Annotated in this window: 27 protein-coding genes; 16 read left to right on the top strand and 11 right to left on the bottom strand. The window is 43.5% G+C overall.

The genetic code is table 11. The features are described from left to right. Positions 1 to 315: 315 nt before the first annotated feature. From TH606_RS04615 to TH606_RS04595, 5 genes are all read left to right on the top strand, one after another. A complete protein-coding gene (locus tag TH606_RS04615; protein WP_082863517.1) occupies positions 316 to 732 on the top strand; it encodes a Fur family transcriptional regulator in 417 nt (138 codons plus the stop codon). Between the two features lie 2 nt (positions 733 to 734). Beyond that, positions 735 to 842, top strand: a complete 108-nt coding sequence (locus TH606_RS04610) for an RCKP-type rubredoxin-like domain-containing protein (protein WP_022852340.1) — start codon at positions 735 to 737, stop codon at positions 840 to 842. Positions 843 to 859: 17 nt separating this feature from the next. Continuing rightward, on the top strand, positions 860 to 1297 hold the full coding sequence (locus TH606_RS04605; protein WP_231887738.1) for a hypothetical protein: 438 nt from the start codon (positions 860 to 862) through the stop codon (positions 1295 to 1297). A gap of 66 nt (positions 1298 to 1363) precedes the next feature. Continuing rightward, positions 1364 to 3058 carry an indolepyruvate ferredoxin oxidoreductase subunit alpha gene (gene iorA / locus TH606_RS04600; protein WP_068541715.1) on the top strand — a complete coding sequence of 565 codons (1695 nt, stop codon included), beginning with the start codon at positions 1364 to 1366 and terminating at the stop codon, positions 3056 to 3058. A 16-nt stretch (positions 3059 to 3074) separates the two neighbouring features. Further along, positions 3075 to 3665, top strand: a complete 591-nt coding sequence (locus tag TH606_RS04595) for an indolepyruvate oxidoreductase subunit beta (protein WP_068541713.1) — start codon at positions 3075 to 3077, stop codon at positions 3663 to 3665. Here TH606_RS04595 and murJ read toward each other — a convergent pair. From murJ to TH606_RS04565, 6 genes are read right to left on the bottom strand one after another with little or no spacing between them, the layout of a single operon-like run. After that, positions 3655 to 5226, bottom strand: a complete 1572-nt coding sequence (murJ, locus tag TH606_RS04590) for a murein biosynthesis integral membrane protein MurJ (RefSeq protein ID WP_068541712.1) — start codon at positions 5224 to 5226, stop codon at positions 3655 to 3657. The two genes, TH606_RS04595 and murJ, sit on opposite strands and share 11 nt — an antisense overlap. After that, positions 5227 to 5565, bottom strand: a complete 339-nt coding sequence (locus TH606_RS04585) for a hypothetical protein (protein WP_068541709.1) — start codon at positions 5563 to 5565, stop codon at positions 5227 to 5229. Continuing rightward, a complete protein-coding gene (gene glk, locus TH606_RS04580; protein ID WP_068541707.1) occupies positions 5549 to 6532 on the bottom strand; it encodes a glucokinase in 984 nt (327 codons plus the stop codon). The genes TH606_RS04585 and glk overlap by 17 nt, the downstream gene beginning before the upstream one ends. Then, positions 6532 to 7059 carry an OmpH family outer membrane protein gene (locus TH606_RS04575; protein ID WP_068541705.1) on the bottom strand — a complete coding sequence of 176 codons (528 nt, stop codon included), beginning with the start codon at positions 7057 to 7059 and terminating at the stop codon, positions 6532 to 6534. Before TH606_RS04575 ends, glk begins: the two co-directional genes overlap by 1 nt. 8 nt (positions 7060 to 7067) lie before the next feature. Further along, positions 7068 to 7709, bottom strand: a complete 642-nt coding sequence (gene pal, locus TH606_RS04570) for a peptidoglycan-associated lipoprotein Pal (protein WP_068541703.1) — start codon at positions 7707 to 7709, stop codon at positions 7068 to 7070. Between the two features lie 8 nt (positions 7710 to 7717). Continuing rightward, complete coding sequence (locus TH606_RS04565; protein ID WP_068541701.1) at positions 7718 to 8278, bottom strand: hypothetical protein; 561 nt, start codon at positions 8276 to 8278, stop codon at positions 7718 to 7720. Between the two features lie 55 nt (positions 8279 to 8333). Here TH606_RS04565 and TH606_RS04560 point away from each other — a divergent pair, with 55 nt between their 5' ends. The 5 genes from TH606_RS04560 to TH606_RS04540 all read left to right on the top strand — a co-directional run bounded on the left by TH606_RS04560 (position 8334) and on the right by TH606_RS04540 (position 12158). Then, the gene (locus TH606_RS04560) at positions 8334 to 9215 is read left to right on the top strand and encodes a YicC/YloC family endoribonuclease (RefSeq protein WP_068541700.1); all 882 of its coding nucleotides are present in this window, start codon (positions 8334 to 8336) and stop codon (positions 9213 to 9215) included. Positions 9216 to 9301: 86 nt separating this feature from the next. After that, complete coding sequence (locus tag TH606_RS04555; RefSeq protein ID WP_068541698.1) at positions 9302 to 9607, top strand: DUF370 domain-containing protein; 306 nt, start codon at positions 9302 to 9304, stop codon at positions 9605 to 9607. A gap of 2 nt (positions 9608 to 9609) precedes the next feature. Continuing rightward, entirely contained in the window at positions 9610 to 10212 is a 603-nt protein-coding gene (gene gmk, locus TH606_RS04550) for a guanylate kinase (RefSeq protein WP_068541696.1), read from the top strand. After that, positions 10213 to 10953, top strand: coding sequence for a 23S rRNA (guanosine(2251)-2'-O)-methyltransferase RlmB (rlmB, locus tag TH606_RS04545; RefSeq protein WP_068541694.1), 741 nt, complete (start codon positions 10213 to 10215; stop codon positions 10951 to 10953). Beyond that, on the top strand, positions 10953 to 12158 hold the full coding sequence (locus tag TH606_RS04540; protein ID WP_068541693.1) for a 3-deoxy-D-manno-octulosonic acid transferase: 1206 nt from the start codon (positions 10953 to 10955) through the stop codon (positions 12156 to 12158). The genes rlmB and TH606_RS04540 overlap by 1 nt, the downstream gene beginning before the upstream one ends. Here the strand turns inward: TH606_RS04540 and TH606_RS04535 are convergent. Beyond that, the gene (locus TH606_RS04535; RefSeq protein ID WP_068541691.1) at positions 12155 to 12397 is read right to left on the bottom strand and encodes an Lrp/AsnC family transcriptional regulator; all 243 of its coding nucleotides are present in this window, start codon (positions 12395 to 12397) and stop codon (positions 12155 to 12157) included. The genes TH606_RS04540 and TH606_RS04535 overlap by 4 nt on opposite strands. Then, positions 12387 to 12767 (bottom strand): response regulator, encoded by a 381-nt coding sequence (locus tag TH606_RS04530; protein WP_068541689.1) that lies wholly within the window; start codon positions 12765 to 12767, stop codon positions 12387 to 12389. The genes TH606_RS04535 and TH606_RS04530 overlap by 11 nt, the downstream gene beginning before the upstream one ends. A 173-nt stretch (positions 12768 to 12940) precedes the next feature. Between TH606_RS04530 and ftsH the strand changes: the two genes are divergently transcribed. The 5 genes from ftsH to glmM are packed head-to-tail and all read left to right on the top strand — an operon-like array spanning position 12941 to position 18689. Next, a complete protein-coding gene (gene ftsH / locus TH606_RS04525; RefSeq protein WP_082863515.1) occupies positions 12941 to 14761 on the top strand; it encodes an ATP-dependent zinc metalloprotease FtsH in 1821 nt (606 codons plus the stop codon). Positions 14762 to 14767: 6 nt separating this feature from the next. After that, positions 14768 to 15610 (top strand): dihydropteroate synthase, encoded by an 843-nt coding sequence (folP, locus tag TH606_RS04520; RefSeq protein ID WP_068541687.1) that lies wholly within the window; start codon positions 14768 to 14770, stop codon positions 15608 to 15610. Further along, the gene (gene cdaA, locus TH606_RS04515) at positions 15607 to 16407 is read left to right on the top strand and encodes a diadenylate cyclase CdaA (protein ID WP_068541685.1); all 801 of its coding nucleotides are present in this window, start codon (positions 15607 to 15609) and stop codon (positions 16405 to 16407) included. Before folP ends, cdaA begins: the two co-directional genes overlap by 4 nt. After that, positions 16404 to 17315: a CdaR family protein gene (locus TH606_RS04510; protein WP_068541683.1), complete on the top strand. Its 912-nt coding sequence runs from the start codon at positions 16404 to 16406 to the stop codon at positions 17313 to 17315. Before cdaA ends, TH606_RS04510 begins: the two co-directional genes overlap by 4 nt. Positions 17316 to 17339: 24 nt before the next feature. Continuing rightward, complete coding sequence (gene glmM / locus TH606_RS04505) at positions 17340 to 18689, top strand: phosphoglucosamine mutase (RefSeq protein ID WP_068541681.1); 1350 nt, start codon at positions 17340 to 17342, stop codon at positions 18687 to 18689. Here glmM and TH606_RS04500 read toward each other — a convergent pair. Beyond that, complete coding sequence (locus TH606_RS04500) at positions 18686 to 19408, bottom strand: MgtC/SapB family protein (RefSeq protein ID WP_197460508.1); 723 nt, start codon at positions 19406 to 19408, stop codon at positions 18686 to 18688. The two genes, glmM and TH606_RS04500, sit on opposite strands and share 4 nt — an antisense overlap. Positions 19409 to 19540: 132 nt before the next feature. Here TH606_RS04500 and TH606_RS04495 point away from each other — a divergent pair, with 132 nt between their 5' ends. Then, a complete protein-coding gene (locus TH606_RS04495; RefSeq protein WP_068541679.1) occupies positions 19541 to 20584 on the top strand; it encodes a uroporphyrinogen decarboxylase/cobalamine-independent methonine synthase family protein in 1044 nt (347 codons plus the stop codon). A gap of 323 nt (positions 20585 to 20907) precedes the next feature. Here TH606_RS04495 and TH606_RS04490 read toward each other — a convergent pair whose 3' ends face one another. Beyond that, positions 20908 to 22428, bottom strand: coding sequence for an Rne/Rng family ribonuclease (locus tag TH606_RS04490; protein WP_068541677.1), 1521 nt, complete (start codon positions 22426 to 22428; stop codon positions 20908 to 20910). Position 22429: 1 nt separating this feature from the next. Continuing rightward, entirely contained in the window at positions 22430 to 23290 is an 861-nt protein-coding gene (locus tag TH606_RS04485) for a purine-nucleoside phosphorylase (RefSeq protein ID WP_068541675.1), read from the bottom strand. Positions 23291 to 23305: the final 15 nt, after the last annotated feature.

The raw sequence follows: 23305 nt of genomic DNA, 5'->3' as shown, positions 1-23305 counted from the left end.
ACTTCCACGAAATAGACCTGAGAGAGCCAGCAGATGAGGTTAAGGAGATAGTCTTTTTCTTCCTGGCCAAGGACGTGGTGGCCTGGAAGGGCCGTGCGGGAGATGACGTGATAAGCCGCTTTTGGGTCGTTCATAAAAAATCTAGGTATGCGTGGCATAACGAAACCTCCTTTTAAAAGTTTGCCTGTCCCTTTTATCGGTTAGTTTTAAGCAGCGCTAAAGATGTTTTGCCTGTCCCTTTCAAAACTTGCAAAATGAAAATTTTTTATTATCTTAGAGCCAATCTAAACAAAAAAAATTTATGAGGTGATAACTGTGACCAGAGAAAAAATTGAACATTATCGTAAGCTAGGGCTTAAGATGACTCCTCAAAGGCTTGCTATTTTGGAGTATTTAGAAGGAAATACTTCTCATCCTTCAGCGGAAGATATTTATCGCCATGTGGAAGGTAAATTTCCCAGTATGTCTTTTGCTACCGTTTATAACACTTTAGAGGCCTTAAAAGAGAAGGGCCTCATACGGGAGTTGAGTATTGAACCTGGGAAAAAGCGTTTTGACCCTAACCCTTCCCCTCACCACCATTTTATTTGTGAAAGGTGTCATAGGGTCTATGATATTTTTGAAGATTTTCAAATAACACTTCCTGGGGAACACCAAAAACAATTTGAAATAAAAGAATGTGAAATAATTTTCCGCGGAGTTTGTGCAGACTGTAAAAGAAAGGAGGTGTAACTATGGCAGTTTTTCGTTGTGAAAAGTGCGGTGCCACTAAAGAAGGCCGTTGTAAGCCCCGTAAGTGCCCTAAATGTGGAGAGCAGGGCACCATGAAAAAAGAAGAATAGAGGTGTTTTTTATGTGTATGGAAGTCAAAATACGCTGTGAATGCGGGCAAAAAGAGGCAAGTTTTAACCTGAGAGACAATATTATGCCACAAGAAGTTATTTTTAGCCTCTACTGCCCGCGCTGTTCTTCTGAAATAGAACTTAATGAATCCACCATGATTTGGGATAACGGCTGGATTATTGAGTATGATATGGAACTTGCCCGTTTTATGGCTGTAGCCAAACTTGGTATTCCCGCAGAAAAAGTAACTCCCGCTTTTCTTTTTGATGAGGGCTACGCCACCTGGAAGGAGCTTTACCCAGGCGAATTAGAAGACATAAAAAACGAAAAAGAAGCTATCGTGGCTATTCTTAAGGAAGATCCTCATCGTTATTTCAAAGAGTTGAGGGATTGGGCTAACGCTAGAATGGCTCGTCTTAAAGAAGAGGGCTGGCGTAAAGCTCAACTTATTTAAAATTGCTCTTGCCATTTAGCCTCCCGCCAGGTAATACCTTTCTAACTATTGGCGGGAGGTTTAATTATGCATCCACTGGTAGAAGCCAAACCAGGCCAAAAACTCCTTTTATTAGGAAACGAAGCTATTGTTAGAGGAGCCTTAGAGGCAGGCCTAAAGATAGGCGCCGCCTATCCAGGGACCCCTTCCTCTGAGATTGGCAATAACCTGTTTCAGATACAGCATGAATTACCCGGGCTTTATTTTGAATTCTCTACCAATGAAAAGGTAGCTACCGAGGTAGCCGCTGCCGCTGCGGCCTCTGGCTTAAGAAGTCTCACCTGTATGAAGCACGTCGGTTTAAATGTAGCCGCTGATGCCCTGATGACTCTTGCCTACATTGGAGTACAAGGTGGCATGGTAATTGTGGTGGCAGATGATCCTTCCTGCCACTCTAGCCAGAACGAACAGGATAGCCGCTACTATGCCAGGCTCTCAGGTCTCCCATTACTTGAGCCTGCTACCCCTGAAGAAGCTTACCAGATGACCCGTTTTGCTTTTGAACTTTCTGAAAAGCTTGAGCTTCCAGTGCTTTTGCGTACGACTACTAGAGTGTCTCATGCCAGAGGAGTTGTAAAAGTAGGAGAAATGCCCTCCTATGATAAACCAGTTAAAGGAAAATTTGAAAAAGATATCCGCCGCTGGGTGCCTATCCCAGCTGTAGCCAGGGAAAGACACAAAGTACTCCTTGAAAAGATGAAAGAAGCCGAAACTTTGGCTGAAAGTGCTTCCTGGAACTTTGTTTACGGAAACGGCACTTTAGGTATCATCACCAGCAGTGTGGCGGCTAATTATGTTTACGATGCCTTTCAGGAATTAAACATTGATGAAAAAATTAGGGTATTGACCCTTGGTTTTACCCATCCCTGGCCAACTAAACTTATAGCCGAATTTTTAAGTCAGGTAGAAAAGGTCCTCGTAGTAGAAGAACTTGAGCCTTACCTTGAAGAGGCTGCCAGAGTAGTAGCTCAAAGAGAAGGGTTTAAAGTAGATATACTTGGTAAATATTCTGGTCATCTTCCCCGTTATTTTGAGTTTGATCCGGGCCAGGTTAAAGAGGCCATAGCCAGAGCATTTTCTCTAGATTTGCCTCAACCTGAGACCCCTGATGTTTCCTGGGTGCCAGACCTTCCACCAAGGCCCCCTACGCTTTGCCCTGGTTGTCCTCATCGCGAGACCTATAACGTGATCAAGGATGTCTTAAAAGACTTGGGCCAGCTTGAAAATACTATCTTCCCCACTGATATTGGCTGTTACACCCTGGGTATTTTACCGCCTATTCAAATGGCTGATTATCTTATCTGCATGGGTTCAAGTGTTGGATCTCCCTGTGGTTTTTCGGTGGCTACTGACCAGCGCATAGTCTCTTTTATAGGTGATTCCACCTTTTTCCACGCCGGGCTTTCTCCTTTAGCCAGCGCGGTTTTCAATAAACATAACTTTACCTTGGTGGTACTTGATAACGAAACCACCGCTATGACCGGCCACCAGCCAGTTCCTTCCCAGGAACTGCGGCCTAAAGTTCTTGAAGATCGGCCCAGAATAGACATTGCTGAAGTGGTTAAGGCCTTAGGGGTCAAAAATGTGGTTACCATAAATCCTTATCAGAAAGAAAAGGCTAAAGAAGCAGTGCGCCCTATTCTTGAAAAAAATGAGCTTTCGGTGATTATAGCCAAGGCGCCGTGTGTACTTTACCGGGCTCGTTTGGCCAAGAAAAAGTAACTGCGGGAGGACACGCATGAAAAAACTTCGTATTTTAACCGTGGGAGTAGGAGGGCAGGGGATACTTCTTTTTTCTAAAATTTTAGGGGAAGCCTGCCTCAAGGCTGATATTCCAGTAGCTATGTCAGAAGTTCATGGTATGGCCCAGCGTGGTGGTGTAGTTGAAACAAACATTGTTATGGGGGGAATAAAAAGTCCTCTTATTGCCAAAGGCGAGGCAGATGTGCTGGTAGGGCTTGAACCAGTAGAGACTTTAAGAGCGCTCCCTCGCACCCGTAAAGGGACGGTAATTGTTTCAAGCACAGACCCGGTTGTCCCTCAAATTGTAAAAGATGGCTTTGCTAAATACCCAGAGCTTCCACCTCTTTTTGAAAAACTGAAAGAGCTTTTTAATAAAGTTTATCTCTTCCCAGGAGAACAACTTGCCAGAGAGGCTGGTACCAGCCGGGCTTTAAACGTGGTAACCCTTGGGGCCTTGACAGGAACCGGGATTTTACCTTTCAGTAAAGAAGATATGGTTGAAGCTATTAAAAGCACAGTTAAGCCCCAGTTTTTGGAAGCCAACCTTAAGGCCTTTGAGCTGGGTTTTAACGCGGTTACCGCCTAGGGCGAAGTTTAAAGAGATAAAGACCTTCTTCAGGGCCAAGGAGCTTTATTAGGCTAAAATAAAAGGCAGCACAGAGGCTGATCAAGCCCAAAAGGCCAAAAACAAAATTTGGCCCAGAAAGGTTTTCAATATGCTTTGCCCCGTAAAAAGCGAGCAGTCCCAGGCCGGTGGTAGCTATAAGAATACGGCTTAAGCCATTTATTATTCCATAATAGTTTATCCCCTTTAGGGTTCTAACAAGAACAAATAGCTGGAATAGGGCCTGGGCCACTATACCAAGGCTCATGCCTAAAGCTACCGCCTTAAAGCCAAGAGATTTAATTAGGCTTACCACGGTAAAAAGGTTTACCCCCACAGAAAGAAAGCTTGAAAGCATGGGAATTTTAGGTCTATGCAGGGCGTAAAAGAGAGGCGCTGTGACCTTGGTGAGAGCATAAGCCGGAAGAGAAAGAGAGAAGAGACAAAGGGCGGTGGCGGTGGCTAAGGTGTCTTCTGGGCCAAATTTTCCACGTTCAAAAATCACTTTGACAATTGGTTGAGCCAGAATAATAAGGCCCACGGCAGAAGGAAGGGCTAGAGATTGGGCCATAAGCACCGCTGAAAAATAAGTAGAACGAAGGCGTGTTAAATCTTTTTGGGCAGCCTGTGCTGAAACTACGGGAAGAATAGCGGTGGCCAGTGCTACTCCAAAAAGCCCCAGAGGTACATACATGAGCCTGAAAGCATAAGAAAGCCAGGAAAGCGAGCCTTCTTCACATAAAGAGGCAAAGTAAGTGTTGATAAAAATATTTAACTGCACCGCTGAAAGGCCTATTACCGCTGGGGCCATAAGCTTAAATATTTGTCTGACATAAGGGTCCTTAGGAGCAAAAGAAAGTTTAAAACGAAAACCTTTTTGCCAGAGAGCAGGTATTTGCACACCAACCTGGGCCGCTCCCCCTATCACCACCCCGATAGCCATGGCGACAATGGGGGTATTTCCTGCGTTGGTGAAAACAAAATAGAGACTAATTCCCGTTAAAATAGAAACCAGGTTAAAAACAGCTGAGGAAGCCGCTGGTAAAAAGAAAGTGCCAAGGGCGTTTAACATGCCGGCAATTACTGCGGAAACACTAATTAAGGCCAGGAAAGGGAACATAATACGGGTAAGAAAAGTGGCTAACTCAAATTTGTAAGGATTGGCCTTAAAACCGGGAGCCAGTAAGGCCACAAGATAAGGTGTAAAGATCTCTCCCAGAATTACTAAGAAAACAACCAGGATAAGGACCGTTCCCAGAGCCTTTCCTGCCAGGCGCCAGGTTTTTTCAAGGCCATATTTTTCTTTGTGCTGGGTAAAGACAGTAACAAAGGCGGTGGCAAGAGCCCCTTCAGCCAGAAGGTCTCTTAATAGGTTGGGAATACGGTAGGCCACCACGTAGGCATCCATCTGGAGCCCGGCGCCAAAAAAACCCGCCAAAACTTGTTCACGCACTAAACCAAGGAGGCGGCTTAGTAACACGGCTATGGTTACGGCTCGTGCACCTGAGGCTATTTTCTTAAAGGTTTGTTGTTCTTGAGGCATCTAGGTTTGAGAAGATCTGTGCTTGAGAGCTTGGTATATGTTAAACAACGAGGCTAATAAAGTTAAAGCAATCACTCCACCCAAAATAAAACCAGTTTTTAAAAAAGGTAGATTATGTACCGCGTAAAATATTTTTAGGTAATAAAATGTCTTAACCCAAAGTGCTACTCCAATTAGAAGCCCCAGGCTTAAAATCAAGCGGACTGGCCATTTTTTTATTATTAATGAAAAGGGCAACAAAGTGAGGATTAAGGCCAATTCTATCTGGGCATGGCGCCAAAAGTGAGCGGCTAAAAGGAGATAGGCCAGCCATAAAAGTGTACTAGCTAAAAAATTCATTACCTCTTCCTTGTGCTTTTATTAATTGGTGTTTTGCCCATAGGGCCGCGCCTTGAAGCACAGAGTAAGGATGGTTAACCAGCCAGATGGGAATATTTTCAAGAAATGTTTTATGCCTTCCTTTGGCTAAAAAAGCTTCCTCAAAAATTCCTCTTTCAAAAAAGGATAAAAGCTTGGGAGCAATCCCTCCGCCTATAAAAACCCCTCCAGTAGCAAGGCTTTTAAGAGCCAGATTGCCAGCCTCAGCACCGTAGGCGTAAAAAAATAGTTCAAGGGCCTTTTCTGCCAGGGGGTCTTTCCCTGTAAGGCCGGCCTGGCCGATTTCTTTGGCCGAAGAAAGACCCGGGCTAAGACCTTCTTCTTTACAGAGAAATTCATAAATGTTTTCAATACCTGGGCCTGAAGCTACTCTTTCCCAGCTCACATGGCCAAATTTTTGGGAAAGATGGGCGTGAAGCCTATAGGTAAGTTCATTCCAGGGGGCAAAATCCGCGTGTCCACCCTCCGTGGCTACTGGAAAATTAGAGCCCTCCTTTCTGATTAACAACGCTTCGCCAAGGCCTGTGCCTGCAGCAATAATTGCCAGGTTTCCCTTTTTATCAACCCGGCCGGATTTGATAGGGATAAAATGTTTTTTAGAAAGAAAAGGAAGGGAATAGGCCAGAGCTTCAAGGTCATTTAGTAAAAACACCCGGGATAAATTGAATTTTCTTTTCAGGTCTTTTACGGTGAAACGCCAGCCTACGTTTACCATGTTTACCTGGCCTTTTATTACCGGGCCAGCCACTCCCAGAGAAATACAGGTAGGTCTAATCTTAATTTCTGAAATATATGTGTTTAAGAGAGTTTTTATGCTGGAAAAACTTTTGGTGGAAAATAAGCGCATTTTTTTGGGCCTGGCGGGGCCAGTTAGCTCATAAATAGCCAGTAAGGTCTTGGTCCCGCCTATATCTCCCGCCAAAATCATTATTTTTTCTGGGAGGTCCAATATTTGTCGTAAAGTTCAATTAAATGCTGGGTTATGTCTATTTCTTTAGCAGCCCAGTAAAGTCCAGGCATTCTCTTTTCAAGGATAAGGTCATAGCCTTCTTTTTGGGCCATATCTTTAATAATTTTGTCCAGATCCTGCATGATGGGCTTTAAGGCCTTTTCTTCTTCCTGTTTCATTTCAAATTGAGCGTCTTCTCTGGCGGCCTGATATTCTCTTAGCATTTTTTGGTATTCTCTTTCTTTTTCTTTGCGGGCCTCTGGAGATAGAAGAGGTGCTTTCTTTTCCAGTTCAGCCTTAAAATTACGTATTTCCTCTTCTTTTTTCTGGAGTTTGGCCCTTAGTATTTCAAATTTGGCCTGAAGTTTTTTAAGGGCTTCCTGGCCAGCCTGAGAACTTCTAACTACCGTTTGTATATCTACTACTCCAATTTTTAATTCTCCAGCCCAACTAACTGCACTAAAAATGAAGATTCCAAAAATCATCAAAACTGCTAATCTTTTCATAAAACCTCCTAATCTGTTTTAATATTTGAGTTATTTTTAATTATCACAAAATCCACCCGTCGGTTAAGCGCCCAGGCTTCTTCGTTATGTCTGGGGTCAAGGGGCCTTTCTTCGCCAAAACTAACGGTGATTAGCCTATCAGGAGAAATACCGAGATTTACCAGGTAACGTTTAACCGCAAGGGCCCTTCTTTCTCCAAGGGCCAGGTTATATTCGCTTGAGCCGCGCTCATCACAATTCCCTTGAAGTTCTACTTTTATTTCTGGATTTTCCAGGAGAAAGCGGGCATTTTCCTGCAAACGGCTTTTCATGTCCTCACGAATGTAATAGGAATCAAAATCAAAAAAGATAGCCTTAAAAGGCCTGGTGCTGCGCCCATAGATTAAAAGTTCTTCACGGTGGGCATCTATCCACTCTGGGCTTTGAGGCTCAAGGCCTACTTCTTCAAAAAGAGGTGGTTCTGAGGGCTTGGCCGACTCTTCAGGAGGAAGTTGGGCTTCTTCAGAGGGTATTACTGCAGGGTGGGGCTCTTCTTTTACGGCAGGAGGTGGTGGCGCTTCTTCTTCAATGCCTGTAGGTATCTCTTTTTTTGCACAAGAAAAAATAAACAAGCCTGCCAACAGAAGAATTAATAAATTTAGCCTTTTCATAGAACCTCCTAATAACCAGTAAGGTCGTATTCTAACAGGAACTTTCCTGTCCAGTCTTCCAGCCTTTCACGTATAAGTGAAGTTAGACGATGTAAAAGGGTTAGTTCTTCGTTTAAGACCTGGGTTATATGGGCCATTTCTTTGTCAGAGAGCATATTTAGATGTCTAAGGCAAAAATAATCTCTGCACAACATGGGGCGGGCCAAAATTTTGCACCCTCTTGGCCCTACAAAAAAACATCTCCCGGGGACCTCTCTTTCTTCAGGAAAATCCTCTCCAAGCATAAGGTTTAAGAGCAGAATTAAGACCGTGCATTCATTTTCAAGGCCGATTTTGCAACACCCTTTACCCTCAAGAACAGTGCACACATAACATTCGTGGAAAGTTCCCGCTTCTTCCATGGCCTGGTTAGAGTTTTCCACCGCTTTTACATATTTAGGAAGAAGGGGAGCAATCTCTGGGTCTTTAAGTAATCTATCACCCCAGACTATAAAAATTTCTTTGGCAGTGTCTATTTTTTCTTCTATAAGACGTGTAGGGTCAGGCCTTTTAGAACGTAGATATCGCATAGTGCTTATTTACCATTAAAATGGAAGCCTCAAAAGGGAGAAAAGGAGGAAAATAATGAGTTTGAAAAGTATGACAGGCTTTGGCCGAGCTGAAGAGATAAGAGACACCTGGTCCCTTCGCGTGGAAATAAAAAGTGTGAATCATCGTTTTCTAGAAATAGTGGCCAAACTTCCCAGGCGTTACCAGGCCCTTGAAGAAAGGGTGAGAAGAGCTGTCAGAGAAAAGTTTTTGAGGGGAAGATTTGATATATACGTGCAACTGGTGGGAAGTCCGCCGGCAGCCCAGAGTTTAAGCTTTAATGAGACCCTTGCCCGTCAATACGTAGAAGGCCTGCGCTACTTAAAAGTAGCTTTGGGGTTAAGTGGTGAGGTAGAAACCAGGGATTTGCTACGTATGCGAGAGGTATTTCAGGCCTTAGAAGCCGAGGAAGACCTTGAAACCCTCTGGAACGAGCTAGCCCCGGCTTTAAACCAGGCCCTTGACCAGCTGGCTAATATGAGAAGAGAAGAAGGGACATTCTTGGAAAGGGTTATTAGAGAACAGCTTTCAAAGCTAGAAGGCCTCTTGAAAAAAATAGAAGAAAAACGCGAAGAGGCCTTTTTAATGGCTAAAGAACGTCTTGAAGAACGTATTAAAAAACTTCTTTCGGACAAAGAGCTTGACCCCTTACGCCTGCACCAGGAGGTAGTAATACTTGCCGACAGGACAGACTTTACCGAAGAGCTAGATCGCCTAAAAAGTCACCTGAAACAGTTTTTAAAGACCCTGGAAGAGCCCGGCCCCCATGGTCGTAAACTGGACTTTTTGGTTCAGGAAATGTTCCGTGAAATAAATACTCTTTCTAACAAAGCTGCTAACGCCGAGATATCCCAGCTGGCAGTGGAGGTGAAATGCTCCCTAGAGAAAATACGTGAACAGCTTCAAAATATCGAATAATTTAAGTAAAATTTTCATATGTTGACATTTTTTAGGTGTTTGGTTAAAATTTCTGGCGAAATTTAGAAAATTTTGGAGGAACAGTTATGAGCTGTAAATGCCGTCTATTGAACATTGGGTTTGGTAATTCCGTGGTAGCGGAACGCATTATCGCTATAGTTAACCCCAATTCTGCTCCCATGAAAAGGCTTCGTGAAGAAGCCCGTGAGTCAAAACGTCTTATTGATGCCACCCAGGGCCGCAGAACTCGCTCCATCATTATTACTGACAGTAATCACGTCATCCTTTCTGCTATTCAGGCAGAGACCATTTCCCAGCGTCTTGCCTCTGATTTACTTAAAGTTAACCATGAAGACGGCGAAGAGTGCGAAAGCAAAGGCTCTGGTAAATAACTATGAGAAAAGGTTTAGTCTTAGTGGTTTCGGCCCCTTCTGGGGCCGGCAAAACTACCCTTTGTCGGCGATTACTTTCTCTTGACCCAGAAATTTCTTTTTCTATTTCTTATACTACCAGGCCTCCACGTCCTAACGAAAAAAACGGCTTTGATTATTTCTTTGTTGACAGAGATACCTTTCAAAAAATGATAAAAGAAGAAGTTTTTCTGGAGTGGGCTGAAGTTCACGGTAATTACTACGGCACTTCTCTTGAACAGGTGAAAGAGGCTGTCTCATCGGGAAAAGACGTTTTACTTGATATAGATGTCCAGGGAGCTTTTCAGATTAGGGAGAAGCTTGGCCGCGAAGCGGTGTTGGTTTTCGTTTTGCCCCCTTCTTTTGAAGAGCTTGAAAGGCGTCTTAAAAAACGTGGCACTGAAGACCAGAGAGAACTTGAAATAAGGCTTTCTGCAGCTAAGGAAGAGATAGCCAAGGCCCAGGCCTTTGACTATTTAGTTGTAAATGATGTCTTAGAAGACGCTCTTGATAAACTCTACTCTATATTAAAGGCCGAAAGGCAGCGCACTTTCCGCCGAAGTGACCTTATCATGAGGTTCTTTTAGATGGCTGAAATTATCTGGGGGATTAATCCCGTTCTTGAATTTCTTCGCGCCCAACCTGCCAGAATAAAAGAAATTTACATTCAAAAAAAAGAATTAAAGGGCCGTGTTTACCAAATAGTGGAAAAGGCCCGCAAAAATGACATACCAGTAAAGATAAAAAAAGAAATATCACCCTCAGGGCTTCCTCCAGAGGCTAAAACCCAGGGGGTAGTGGCAATTATTAAAGAATTTGATTACGTCTCCCTGGAAGATATCCTTGAAAAAGTTAAAAAGAGCCAGGAACTTGGCTTGATAGTAGCGGTAGATGGTCTTCAGGACCCGCAAAATCTGGGTTCTTTAATAAGGAGCGCGGTGGCAGCCGGGGCTCACGGCTTAATTATCCCTGAAAGAAGGGCTGCAGGGATTACCGGCACAGTGGTTAAAGCTTCGGCTGGAGCCATTTTCCATCTTTTGGTCCACCAGGCCAAGAATTTAGGACAGACCCTTGAAAAGCTCAAAGAAAGAAACTTTTGGATAGCCGGGCTTGACACCAGGGCCCAAAGTACAATTTATCAACTGGACTTAAAGCTTAATTTGGTATGGGTAATAGGTAGTGAAGAAAAAGGGCTGCGCCTATCAATAAAGGAAAAGTGCGATTTTCTGGCCTCTATTCCCATGCGTGGACCTATAGATTCCCTTAACGCGGCGGTGGCTGGAGCCATAGCCCTTTTTGAAACCCAGAGGCAGCGTTATCATTCGTAATGCTCAGGGCATATCGGCTAATAGGGCATCTGTTTACCCCCTTTTTAAAGGCCAGAGGCCTTCCCTCCACCCGCCAGGGAAATCTCCCCAGGGCTGACCTCTGGATTCACGCTGCTTCGGTAGGAGAGGCCAATGTGGCGGCAAGCATTATTTCCGGCTTTTTAAAACGGAATCCTGGTGTAAAGGTCTTACTAACTTTGCAGACCCATACAGGGATTAAAAAAGCACAAGAGTTATTGGCAGGGCTCCCTGTGGCTATAACTCTCGCACCCTTTGATGTCCCTTCTTTCATTAAGAAGGCCTTTTCCTCAGTAAACCCCAAAGTTTTGGCTATAATAGAGACAGAGTTATGGCCAAATTTAATATGTGAAGCCCGGGCTAGAGGAACAAAGCTTTTGGTGTTAAATGGCCGCTTATCTGCTCGTAGTTTCAAAAGCTACCGGCTTATAAAACCTCTCCTTAAAAAATTGCTGGTAAGTTTTGAGCATATCGGCGTTATTGGTCCTGATGAGAAAAAAAGATATCTTTTGCTTGGGGCGTTGCCTGAAAAAGTTTCTATAATGGGAAATGCTAAATACGATCTTCTCTGGGAAAGACACAAAAAGCTTGATCTTACCACTATATCTTCCAAGCTCCCTCAAACAGAAGAGCTCTTTGTCTTTGGAAGTGTTCGTCGGGGGGAAGAGGAAACCATAGCCAAAGCTATTTTTTTTCTGAAGGGAACTTTGCCCAACGTGCATTTTATTATAGTGCCGAGGCATCTCACTTTAATCCCCAGGATAAAGGACCAGTTATCTAAAAAAGGACTTTCTTTTCGTCTTTACAGTGAGCCTATAAATACTGCTCTGGTTACCATAGTTGATGAAATAGGCCCTCTTTTTGGCATTTATGCCCTGTCAAAAGCGGCTTTTGTGGGAGGAAGTCTTTGCCCCAAGGGAGGCCAAAATCCCTTTGAACCAGCGGTGTTTAGAAAACCTGTGCTTGTTGGGCCTCACATGGAGAATTTTTCTTACGAAGCGAAAGCCTTGGTTACTGAGGGCGGGGCTCAGGTGGTGAAAAACTCTAGGGAATTGGCTGAGGATATATACAAACTTTTTAAGGAAAAAAAATTGGCTCAAGAAAAGGGAGAACTGGCATTTAAGGCCTTTAAAAAATTTTTAGGGGCTACCGAAAACTACATTTCACTTCTGGAGAAGTACTTTTAATCTTCAATTTTTATTACCGGACAGGTCATGGTATGTTGGATGTAATCAATGCTTTGTAATTTTTTAATGACCATGTCTGAGAGTTCGTCGTGGTCTTTTGTTTCTACCTCTGCGATAATATCGTAAGGTCCCATAATAATGTCTAGCCTTTTTACCTCGGGCATATTTTTTAATGTTTCAGCCACTTCAGCTGTTTTACCAATCTGGGTGTTTATCAAGATATAAGCTTTAAGAGCCATTTTTGCCTCCTTTGGAGATAAGTCCTTCCAGGAGTTTAAGCATCTTTTCCGTTTCAATGGGCTTAGAAAGCACGGCATCGGCTTCTTTTTCCTGGGCTAGATTTTCTACTTCTGCTCCGTAACCAGTGATGGCTACTACAGGGATATCCGGATTTTCTCTTTTGAGGATAGTTATGATGCCAATGCCACTTATATAGGGCATGGTTATGTCGGTTATTACCAGGTCAAAAGGTTCATTTTTGAGCTTTTCAAGGCCCTTCAGGCCGTCTTCGGCCTCTTCTACCTGATAGCCCCCCTTTAAAGACAGGTATTCTGCTAACTGGGTTCTAAGGTTGTCATCATCTTCTATTATTAAAATCTTCCTGCTCATAGGCATCTCCTAACACTTTTTGATTTTAGCAAAATATATTTAGATGTGCAATGAAGAAAAATTTATATTATTTTTTCCGATAAAAAGTTAAAAACTGTTGCCCGATTGCAAAATATTCATAAAGATTTAAAATTTAAACAAATTTCGTTCAAAAAAGTTTAGAGGTGAAAGAATTGCGAAACTTTTATCGTAATTTAACAATCTGGCTCCTCATCGCTCTTGCCATGATATTACTTTTTAATTTTGTAAGTACTCCACACCAGAAGGCCACAGAGATATCTTATACTGATTTTATATCTATGGTGGAAAAGGGGCAGATTACAGAGGTTACCATTAAGGGTAGAGAAATTCGCGGGGTGGTGGCGGATAAAAAAGAAACCTTCATAACTTATATTCCTGAAGGAGAAACGGAGCTAATCCCCATGTTACGCCAGGCCGGGGTGCGTATAAATGTTAAACCTGATGATAAAAATCCATGGTATCTCTCTTTTTTGATTTCCTGGCTTCCCATGTTATTGCTGGTAGGAGTCTGGATATTTTTCATGCGGCAGATGCAAGCAGGAAGCGGCCGAGCCTTTTCTTTTGGCCGCAGTCGCGCGCGCATGGTTTCTGGCGAAGAGGTCAAAGTAACCTTTGATGATGTAGCTGGTGTTGATGAAGCCAAAGAGGAGCTTCAGGAAGTTATTGAGTTCCTGAAAGACCCTCATAAATTCACCAAACTGGGGGGGCGTATTCCTAAAGGGGTTCTCCTGGTTGGCCCTCCAGGAACAGGGAAAACCCTCCTGGCCAAGGCCATTGCCGGTGAAGCCGGGGTACCCTTCTTCAGTATCAGTGGTTCTGATTTTGTAGAAATGTTTGTGGGAGTAGGCGCTGCCCGGGTGAGAGACCTTTTTACCCAGGCCAAAAAGAATGCCCCCTGTATCATTTTTATAGACGAAATAGACGCTGTTGGCCGTCACCGTGGGGCAGGCCTTGGTGGAGGCCATGATGAACGTGAGCAGACCTTGAATCAACTACTGGTAGAGATGGATGGTTTTGAAGGGAATGAAGGCATTATTGTGGTAGCTGCCACTAATCGTCCTGATATTCTTGATCCAGCCCTTTTGAGGCCCGGGCGTTTTGACCGCCAAGTAGTGGTACCTCCCCCAGACGTTAAAGGAAGAGAAAAGATTCTTAAAGTTCACACTAAGAAAGTACCCTTAGCTGAAGACGTTGATCTAGCAGTTATTGCCAAAGGAACTCCTGGTTTTACAGGAGCAGACCTTCAAAATCTGGTAAATGAAGCGGCTCTTATTGCGGCCCGCAAAGGGAAAGACAAGGTCTCCATGGAAGATTTTGAAGAAGCCAAAGATAAACTCCTTATGGGACGTGAGCGAAAAACCGCTGTTATCAGCGAAGAAGAGAAAAGAGTTACGGCTTATCACGAAGCCGGGCATACCATGGTAGCCAAGCTACTTCCTGGAACTGACCCAGTTCATAAAGTGAGTATAATTCCTCGTGGCCAGGCTCTAGGTATTACCCAGCAGTTGCCCCTTGATGAAAGACACACTTATTCCAAGGATTATCTTTTAAAAAGGCTTATGGTCCTTTTAGGTGGCAGGGCGGCTGAAGAGATAGTTTTCAACGAGTTTACCACGGGTGCAGGCAATGATATTGAAAGAGCCACAGAAATTGCCCGTCGTATGGTTTGTGAGTGGGGTATGAGTGAAAAGTTAGGCCCGGTATCTTTTGGTCAGCGCCACGAGCCAGTTTTCCTGGGTAAAGAGCTTTCTCAGATTAAAAATTACAGTGAAGCCACCGCGCTGGCTATTGATAATGAAATTCGCGAGATAGTGCTTTCTTGCTATAACAAGGCCAAAAAGATTTTAGAAGATAACATTGAGCTTCTTCATCGGTTGGCCAACGCTTTACTTGAGAAAGAGACCCTTGATGCCAAAGATATTGATAATATCCTTGGCCTTTCACAGGAGAAACCGGCTGAAGGGACGGCTTAGCCTCTAATGCTTAAACCTCTCAAGGTTAGAAACAAGGTTTTTGAATGGGGCCAAAGGACATACCTGGTTGGGATTTTAAATGTCACCCCGGATTCTTTTTCTGATGGAGGGCTTTACTTAAACCTTAAACAGGCCCTTAAAAGAGCTGAAGAAATGATAGAAGCCGGGGCTGATATAATAGATGTTGGTGGAGAGTCCACCAGGCCTTTTGCTAAGCCAGTTCCCGCAGATGAAGAATTAAAAAGAACTATTCCGGTCATTGAAGCTATCAGGAAATACTGGGATATTCCCATTTCTATTGATACTTATAAAGCAAAAGTAGCCAAGGAAGCCCTTGAGGCTGGGGCAGATATAGTAAATGATATTAGTGCCCTTCGTTTTGACCATGATATGGCGAGAGTAGTGGCTGAAAGTGGAGCCCCGCTTATCCTCATGCATATGAAGGGAAATCCTCAGACCATGCAACTTGATCCCTATTACGAAGATGTTTTAGCGGAAATAAGTACTTTTCTGGAAGAAAGGATAAATTTTGCCGAAAAGGCCGGTATTCCTCGTGATAGAATTATTATTGACCCGGGCTTGGGTTTTGGGAAACGCTTTGAAGATAACCTCAAAATTATCAAAGAGATTGATTATTTTAAAAGACACCAGTTGCCTATTCTGGTTGGCCCTTCAAGAAAATCTTTTATTGGACAGATATTAAATAAAGAGGCCAAGGAAAGGGACGCAGGTACTATGGCTGCGGTGGCTTATCTTGCCTTGAAAAACGTTGATTTGGTGCGTGTTCATAATGTAGCCATGGCCAGAGATGTTATAAAAGTTATGGAAGCCTTAAAGGAGGTTAGGTGAAAGACCTCCTCAGGCAATATCTCAGTCTTCTCCGCTGGCAAGACATTGTTGACATCCTGATTGTAGCCTATCTCTTTTACCGCATCCTTTTACTTATTCGGGGAACCAGGGCCGTTCAAATGGCGGCTGGCTTAGCCATGTTGGTGATGATGTATTTTGTAGCGGCAAACCTTCAACTCCTTACTCTTCACTGGCTCCTGGGAACCTTCCTTTCTTCCATCTTTCTGGTGGTAATCATTGTCTTTCAGGATGATATTCGCCGTGCTCTCATTCAAATGGGGCAAACTCCTTTTATTAAAGCGCGCACTGAGTATAGCCAGATAATTGAAGAAATAGTTAAGGCTGTAACAGCTCTTTCTGAAAAAAAGATAGGGGCTCTTATTGTTATAGAACGAAATACCGGCCTTGGGGAATTCATAGAAAGTGGAACCCCTATTGAAGCCAGAGTTACCAGAGACTTACTTGTATCTATTTTTCAAAAGGATTCTCCTTTACACGATGGAGCGGTTATAATTAGAGAAGGCCGTATCGCCGTAGCTGGCGCTATTCTCCCCTTATCTACCAACCCAAAGATAAGCCGTAGATTAGGAACCAGGCATAGAGCGGCTATTGGCATTACCGAGGTAAGCGACGCGGTGGCTATTGTGGTTTCCGAAGAGACTGGAAGTATTTCAGTGGCTTTAGGTGGCAAAATAACCAGAGATATTAAGCCCTCTAATCTCAGGCAACTTTTACTTAATTTATTGGGTTTTGAGGAAAACCAGAGTAAATGGTGGCGGAGAAAGATATTTAAATGAATCCTTTTAGAGTTCTCAGCCAGAATTTATTTTTAAAGGTTCTTTCGCTAGCGTTTGCCATCCTTCTTTGGTTTTTTGTAGTCCTTGAAGATAAAGTTGATAAAGAGATTACCGCTCAATTGAAGCTGGTAAATGTGCCCAAAGGCCTGGTACTGGTGAAAGAGCCACCGGCTTTTGTTTACGTCAAAGTCTCTGGCCCGAGAAGTATTTTGAGAAATCTTGAAAAAAATCCCCTGATAATAACCCTTGATCTTAAAGATTTAGGGCCAGGTCGGCATTTTATAAGAATAAGGCCCTCAAAATTAAATCTACCCGCAGGTTTAAGTGTTAAAGAAGTAAATCCTGCCCAGGTGGAAATTGTTCTTGAAAAAGAAGCCAAAAAGACAGTTAAGGTAAAACCGGTGATCTATGGCAGCCCTCCACCTGGCTGGAAAGTGGAAAAGATAGAGGTTCATCCTTCAAGGATAAAGATCAGGGGCCCTAGGTCTCTTGTTTTCCGTATTCGGGAGATACCAACTAAACCACTGGATATTTCTAATCTTACAGGGGAAATCCGCCGTGAAGTACCTCTGGATTTACCTCCACTGGTGAAAGCTGAGCGTGAAAGTGTAGAACTAGCAATAAAAATCGTAGAAAAAATAGTTATTAAACACCTTAAAGACTTCCCGGTAAAAATAGTAGGTGCCAAGAAAAAGCCAGTCAAATTATTGCAAAACACCGTTGATTTAGTCATTGAGGGACCAGAGAATTTACTTACAGCCTTTGTTGATGAAAAGAAAGTGAAGGCCTTGGTTAATATTAAAAATCTGAGTAAAGGGAAACATTTAGTTAAAGTAGAAATAATACTTCCTCCAGAAATTAAACTCCTAAAAATTGAACCCAGCCAGATAGAAGTTATTATTGACTAGTCAAATTCAGGGATGGAGGAGCTTATGGGAAAGCTTTTTGGAACAGACGGCATACGCGGTAAGGCCAACAAATGGCCTATGATTCCTGAGGTAGCTTTACAGGTTGGTCGTGCGGTAGGCCATATTTTTAAAAATCATCGTAGTCGTCATAAAGTCCTCATTGGTAAAGATACCCGTCTTTCTGGCTATTTATTAGAAAATGCCATTGCTTCAGGACTTTGTTCCATGGGGGCTGAAGCTATTTTTGTCGGCCCTATGCCCACCCCTGCTATTGCCTTTCTTACAGTAGATATGCGCTGTGATGCTGGAATTGTTATTTCAGCTTCTCATAATCCCTACTACGACAACGGTATTAAAATTTTTGGTTCAGACGGATTTAAACTTTCTGATGAGCTAGAAGAAAAGATTGAAGACATGGTATTAAACGATACCATTGCTTCGTTTAGGGCCGAGGATGAAAAAATTGGTAAGGCTTATCGTATTGAAGACGCCCCTGGCCGTTACGTGGTTCATCTAAAAAATACTTTTCCCCGGGAAGAAAACCTTGAAGGGATAAAAATTGTCCTTGACTGCGCTAACGGAGCAGCCTACAAAGTAGCCCCTTCTGTTTTTGAAGAACTCGGGGCAGAGGTTATAAAAGTTGGCGTTTCGCCCAATGGCTTAAATATTAATGACGGCTGTGGAGCTCTTTATCCAGAAAATATTTCCCGTCTGGTGAGAGATAATCACGCTCATATAGGGCTGGCCCTTGATGGTGATGCTGACCGTTTAATTGTGGTTGACGAGAAAGGAAGGGTGGTTGATGGGGACCAGATTCTGGCCTTATGTGCTGAAGAAATGCAAAAAGAAGGGGCTCTTAAAGGAAATACGGTGGTGGCTACGGTAATGAGTAATATGGGTCTTGAAAAGGCCCTGGCCAAAATGGGTTTAAAGCTCTTGCGAACTAAAGTGGGAGACCGCTTTGTGGTGGAGGCCATGAAAGAAAACGGCTATAACCTGGGCGGAGAACAATCGGGGCATATTATTTTTCTTGATTATGCTACCACTGGAGATGGCATATTAGCCGCCCTCCAGGTACTAGCTATTATGAAAAAGAGAGGAAGACCCTTATCTGAACTGGCTAATCTGGTAGAAAAATATCCTCAGGTTCTGGTGAACGTCAAAGTTAAAGAGCGGATACCCAAAGATGAAATAGCCGGCTTAAACGAATTAATAGCCAGGATAGAAAAAGAGTTAGGTGATGAGGGTCGTGTTCTCATAAGACCCTCTGGCACAGAGCCAAAATATAGAGTGATGGTAGAAGGTCAAGATGAAGAAAAGATAAAAGCTTATGCTGAAGAGCTGGCTGCCCATATAAGAACGAAGCTTTCTTAAGGTACCGGGGCCTCTTCCCAGATGATGCGCTTTATATTCTCAAGTACGAGAATGTCTCCAACTAGCTTTTCAAGGGGGATATTGTCAGTCATACGCAGGCGTAGTTTTAAAGTATAAATAGTTTTTTCTATATCATAAAAAAAGTCAGCGTTTTGAATTTCAATATTATAACGCGCAAGAATTGGCTTTACCTTTTCTAATTGTTCAACAGGGCAGGTGCAGGTAATAGTTAAAATACGATAAGTATCTCTTACAAAAGAAGGCCTAAAAACCAAACGAAATACATAGAGAAAAACAATACTTATAACCGTGGTAATTATAGCCAGTAAATAAGCACCTGCCCCTACTGTTAACCCGATAGCATTTACCAGCCAGAGGCCTGCGGCTGTAGTTAATCCTCTAACTGTGCCCTTACCCTTGATGATAGCTCCAGCCCCCAAAAAACCCATTCCTGCTACGGCATAGGAAGGGATACGAGCCGGGTCAAGTCTCAAGGAAAAGCTAGCCGATTCACTTCCATAACGCTCTACCAGAAGTATAGAAAGAATCATTAGTAAACAAGAAGAAGTTGCTACAATGATATTAGTGCGGAAGCCTGCCGCCTGGCCATGTTTTTCTCGTTCATAGCCAATTATTGCCCCGAGACCTGCGGCCAATAAAAGCTTCCCTAACTCTTCAAACAGAAATATTTTGTCAAAAAATTGCCATAATTCAGTCACAATTTAGTAACATAATAGCGGACTTAAAAATTCGCAAATAAACCTGGATATAAAATCAGAAATTATTTCTTTTAGTCCTCTGGTCAAAAAAGAAAATTCTGGTAAAAAATAAGCCAAATTTGGGAGGTGAAGATGTTTAAAGGAAAATTGCTCCCTACTCTTATTGGGAGTTTTCCTGGCAAGAACCATGAAACGGTAGTGGATTTGATATTAAAGTATTGTCCTGAAATACCCTGTTGGCCCCAGTTACCAGCTTATCCTCAAGAAGGGATGTTAATCCAGTTTTCAAGGGGGCTACCAGGTTTTCAACCAGAAAACCTCACCATAGACCCAACCAGTGAGGACTTTGAACCTCAAATGCTCCAGTTTTATGAAGAATATCTGGCGGTAAAAGAAGGCGGCAGACCGGTTCTTGAAAGTGCCTTTGCCCTTACGCCAGAGGAAGCCAGGGGGCTTTTTTTATTGAAAGAAAAGCTCGGTGATCTTAAACCCTTAGCGGTAAAGGGGCAGGTTACCGGGCCCTTTACTTTAGCTACCGGCCTTAAAACTCCAGATGGCAAGGCCTGTTTTTATGATTCTACTTTGCGAGATATTATAACCAAACAGGTGGCCTTAAAAGCGGCCTTTCAGGTGGAATTTTTAAAGGACCTGGGAGTCCCGGTTATCATATTTCTTGACGAGCCAGCGCTGGCAGGGTTTGGTTCGTCAAGTTTTGTAGGAGTAAGCCGAGAAGAGGTCCTTACTGTTCTTGGCGAAGTGACAGACGAAATAAAGGCAAGGGGAGGTATTGCAGGGGTTCATGTTTGTGCCAATACCGAATGGGACCTTTTGGTTGAAGCTGGTATTGATATTTTGAATTTTGACGCCTTTGACTATCTTGACCGCTTTATGCTTTATAGCCAGGACATTTCAAAGCATATCACTAATGGTGGAAACGTAGCCTGGGGCATTGTTCCCACCCTAAAACCCGAGGCCCTTAAAGAAAGTACCGCAGAAAGTCTTGCCAGACAGCTTGAAAGCGCCTTTGATAAACTGAGAAAAGAAGGAAATTTGTCTCAAGAACAGATAGTAGAACAAGGTTTAATTACTCCCAGCTGTGGCATGGGGACTTTGCCTGAAAACCTGGTGGAAAAAGCCCTATCCCTTTTGAGAGAGATTTCTTCTGTTTTGAAATAACCCTTGTCCCGAGCGCTAGCGAAGGGATCTGAGATTGCTTCGCCACTTCGTGGCTCGCAATGACCAGGAAGGAGTGTGGCTCGCAATGACATCCTTTTTTGTCACTGCGAGCGAAGCGAAGCAGTTTCTGAGATTACCGGGTTGAGATTGCTTCGGCCTCTGACAAGGCCTCGCAAGTGACAAAGTGGGCCAGTCATCGCGAGGAGACCCTCTCTCTGCTCGGGATAAGCGAAGCGGTCTCAGGTTTCATGGAACAAGCGAAGCAGTCTAAAGCGCGAACAGTCACTAGATTGCTTTGTTTCGTTTGTAATGACAAATCCTCGTCACGGTGAGGGTGAAGAGATTTTTTGGTCGGGAAAGTGGGAATTTAAAATAAATTTAAATTCCCAGGGAGCAAGTTCTGGGTCTTCACTTACTGAGGCCTCAAATTCAAATTTTTTTTCTATTTCTTCCAGGAATTCAATTTCTTCTCCTGTTAAGACCTGAGCCACATCAGGGTGGACTTTAATAATTATGTTTTTTCCTTTTACGTGAGGGCCCATGCGTTCAAGACGGCGAAATAGCTCGTAACAGACGGTGCGTTTGCTTTTTATAAGGCCGTCACCGTGACAAAGGGGGCAGGTTTCCATAAGAAGGGTATAAAGGCTTTCGCGGCGTCTTTCTCTGGTCATTTCTATAATGCCAAACTCAGACATAGGGCGTACATTGGTTTTGGCCCGGTCACGGCTCAGGAACTGTTTGAGGGCCAGATAGACTTTTTCGCGGCTTTCCTGACGATGCATGTCAATAAAATCAATGATAATGAGCCCGCCAATATTGCGCAGGCGTAATTGATAAGCTATTTCTTTGGCGGCTTCAAGGTTAGTGCGAAGTACGGTTTCTTCAAGGTCATCTTTGCCTACAAAGCGGCCGGTGTTGACATCAATAGCGGTAAAGGCCTCACAGGGTTCAATCACTATGAAGCCTCCTGACTTAAGCCACACCTTGCGGGCTAAAAAACGATGGTAGTCTATTTCAACGCCGTAGGCCTCAAAAATTCCAGGTGGTGGTTCATGCAGTTTGATACAACCTTTTAAGTGGGGAGCCAGGTCTTCTACGTAAGAAAGAATTTTCTCATAAACCTGCCTGTTATCTACTATTAGAGAAGAAACTTCTTTTACCAGTAAATCGCGTACAGCCCTGAGACTTATATCAAGCTCTTCATAGAGCAGGGCCGGGGACGTGACTTTTTGCGCGCGTTTTTTAATGTCTTCCCACAAAGAAACCAGGAAAGATATTTCTGTCTTAAGCTCTTCTTCGGTGGCTTCTTGGGCTACCGTCCTTATGATCCAGCCGGTACCAGGGGGCCGTAAGGCCTCGATGAGTTCTTTTAGGCGTTTTCGTTCTTTTTCATCGGTAATTTTTCTTGAGATACCAATATGCCCCATGGTTGGCAGGAAAACCAGGTAACGTCCGGCAAGAGTTATATTGGTGGTGAGTCTTGCTCCTTTGTTGCCAATAGGTTCCTTAACCACTTGGACTAAAATTTCCTGACCAGGTTTTAAAACGTCTTCTATAGGGGGGATTTTAAATTTTTCCTGGGAGAATTCTTCGCCAAATAGTTCTTCGGCTTCAAAAAGGCTGGGGCATAAATCTCCGCCGTAAAGGAAAGCCGTGCGGTTTAAGCCAATATCTACAAAAGCGGCTCTCATACCAGGAAGAACTCGGACTACACGGCCCTTGTAAATATTTCCTACGTAGCCCCTTTCTCTTGGCCGTTCCAGATAAAATTCGGCAAGTGAGCCGTCTTCAAGAAGGGCCACCCTTGTTTCGTAAGGAGCATAGTTTATTAGAAGTTCCGCCATCTTAGCCCAGCCAATCTCTTGGAAGAGATTTTAATAGCTCTTTTATCAGAAAAAGCATTTTCTTTTCTGCCTTTTGGGCGTTGGCAATGACATCTTCCAGAAGAATAGGTTCAAAGTTATCCGGGTCATTCACGTTAGCAATGACCGAAAGGCCAAGTATTTCTAGGCCCGCGTGTCTGGCCACGATGACTTCTGGCACCGTGGACATGCCTACGGCATCTGCCCCTATCAGGCGTAAAAAACGAGTTTCTGCTGGCGTTTCAAGGCTTGGGCCAGGGACCGCCACGTAAACTCCTTCCTGAAGGGAAACCTGCCCCTGAGCTACAGCTTTAGCCAGGTGGCGTAGTCTTTTACTGTACGCTTCAGAAAGATCGGGGAAGCGCGGCCCCCAGTCTTCATAGTTCTCTCCCCTTAACGGATTCTCTGGAATAAGATTGATATGGTCGGCAATAAGCATTAAATCGCCAGGCCTGAATGATAGATTAAGGCCCCCAGCGGCATTTGAAATGATAAGAAGCCTTGCCCCCATAAGGCTTAGTACCCTCAAAGGAAAGGTTATTTCTCTGGTAGAGTAGCCTTCGTAATAGTGAAATCTTCCTTGAAAAACCGCTATTTCAAGTCCTGAGAGCCGACCCACGATCAAATTGCCTTTATGGCTTTCCACCGTTGAGCGGGGAAAATGTGGAATTTCTGTATAAGGAATTACAAGGTCTTTTTCCATTTCTTCGGCGACCCCTGAAAGGCCTGTCCCCAAAATAATGACCACTCTGGGAAAATAGGGAAATTTTTGGGTTAAAAAATCTCTGGCTTCTTCTATTTTTTGCCGATAAGATAGGTTAGAGTTACTTTTTGAATTTTTCATGGCACTCCCTTGCTT

Origin of the sequence: Thermodesulfatator autotrophicus (assembly GCF_001642325.1) — a bacterium.
Taxonomy (GTDB): Bacteria; Desulfobacterota; Thermodesulfobacteria; order Thermodesulfobacteriales; family Thermodesulfatatoraceae; genus Thermodesulfatator; species Thermodesulfatator autotrophicus.
This window is presented reverse-complemented; position numbering and strand designations above follow the sequence as displayed.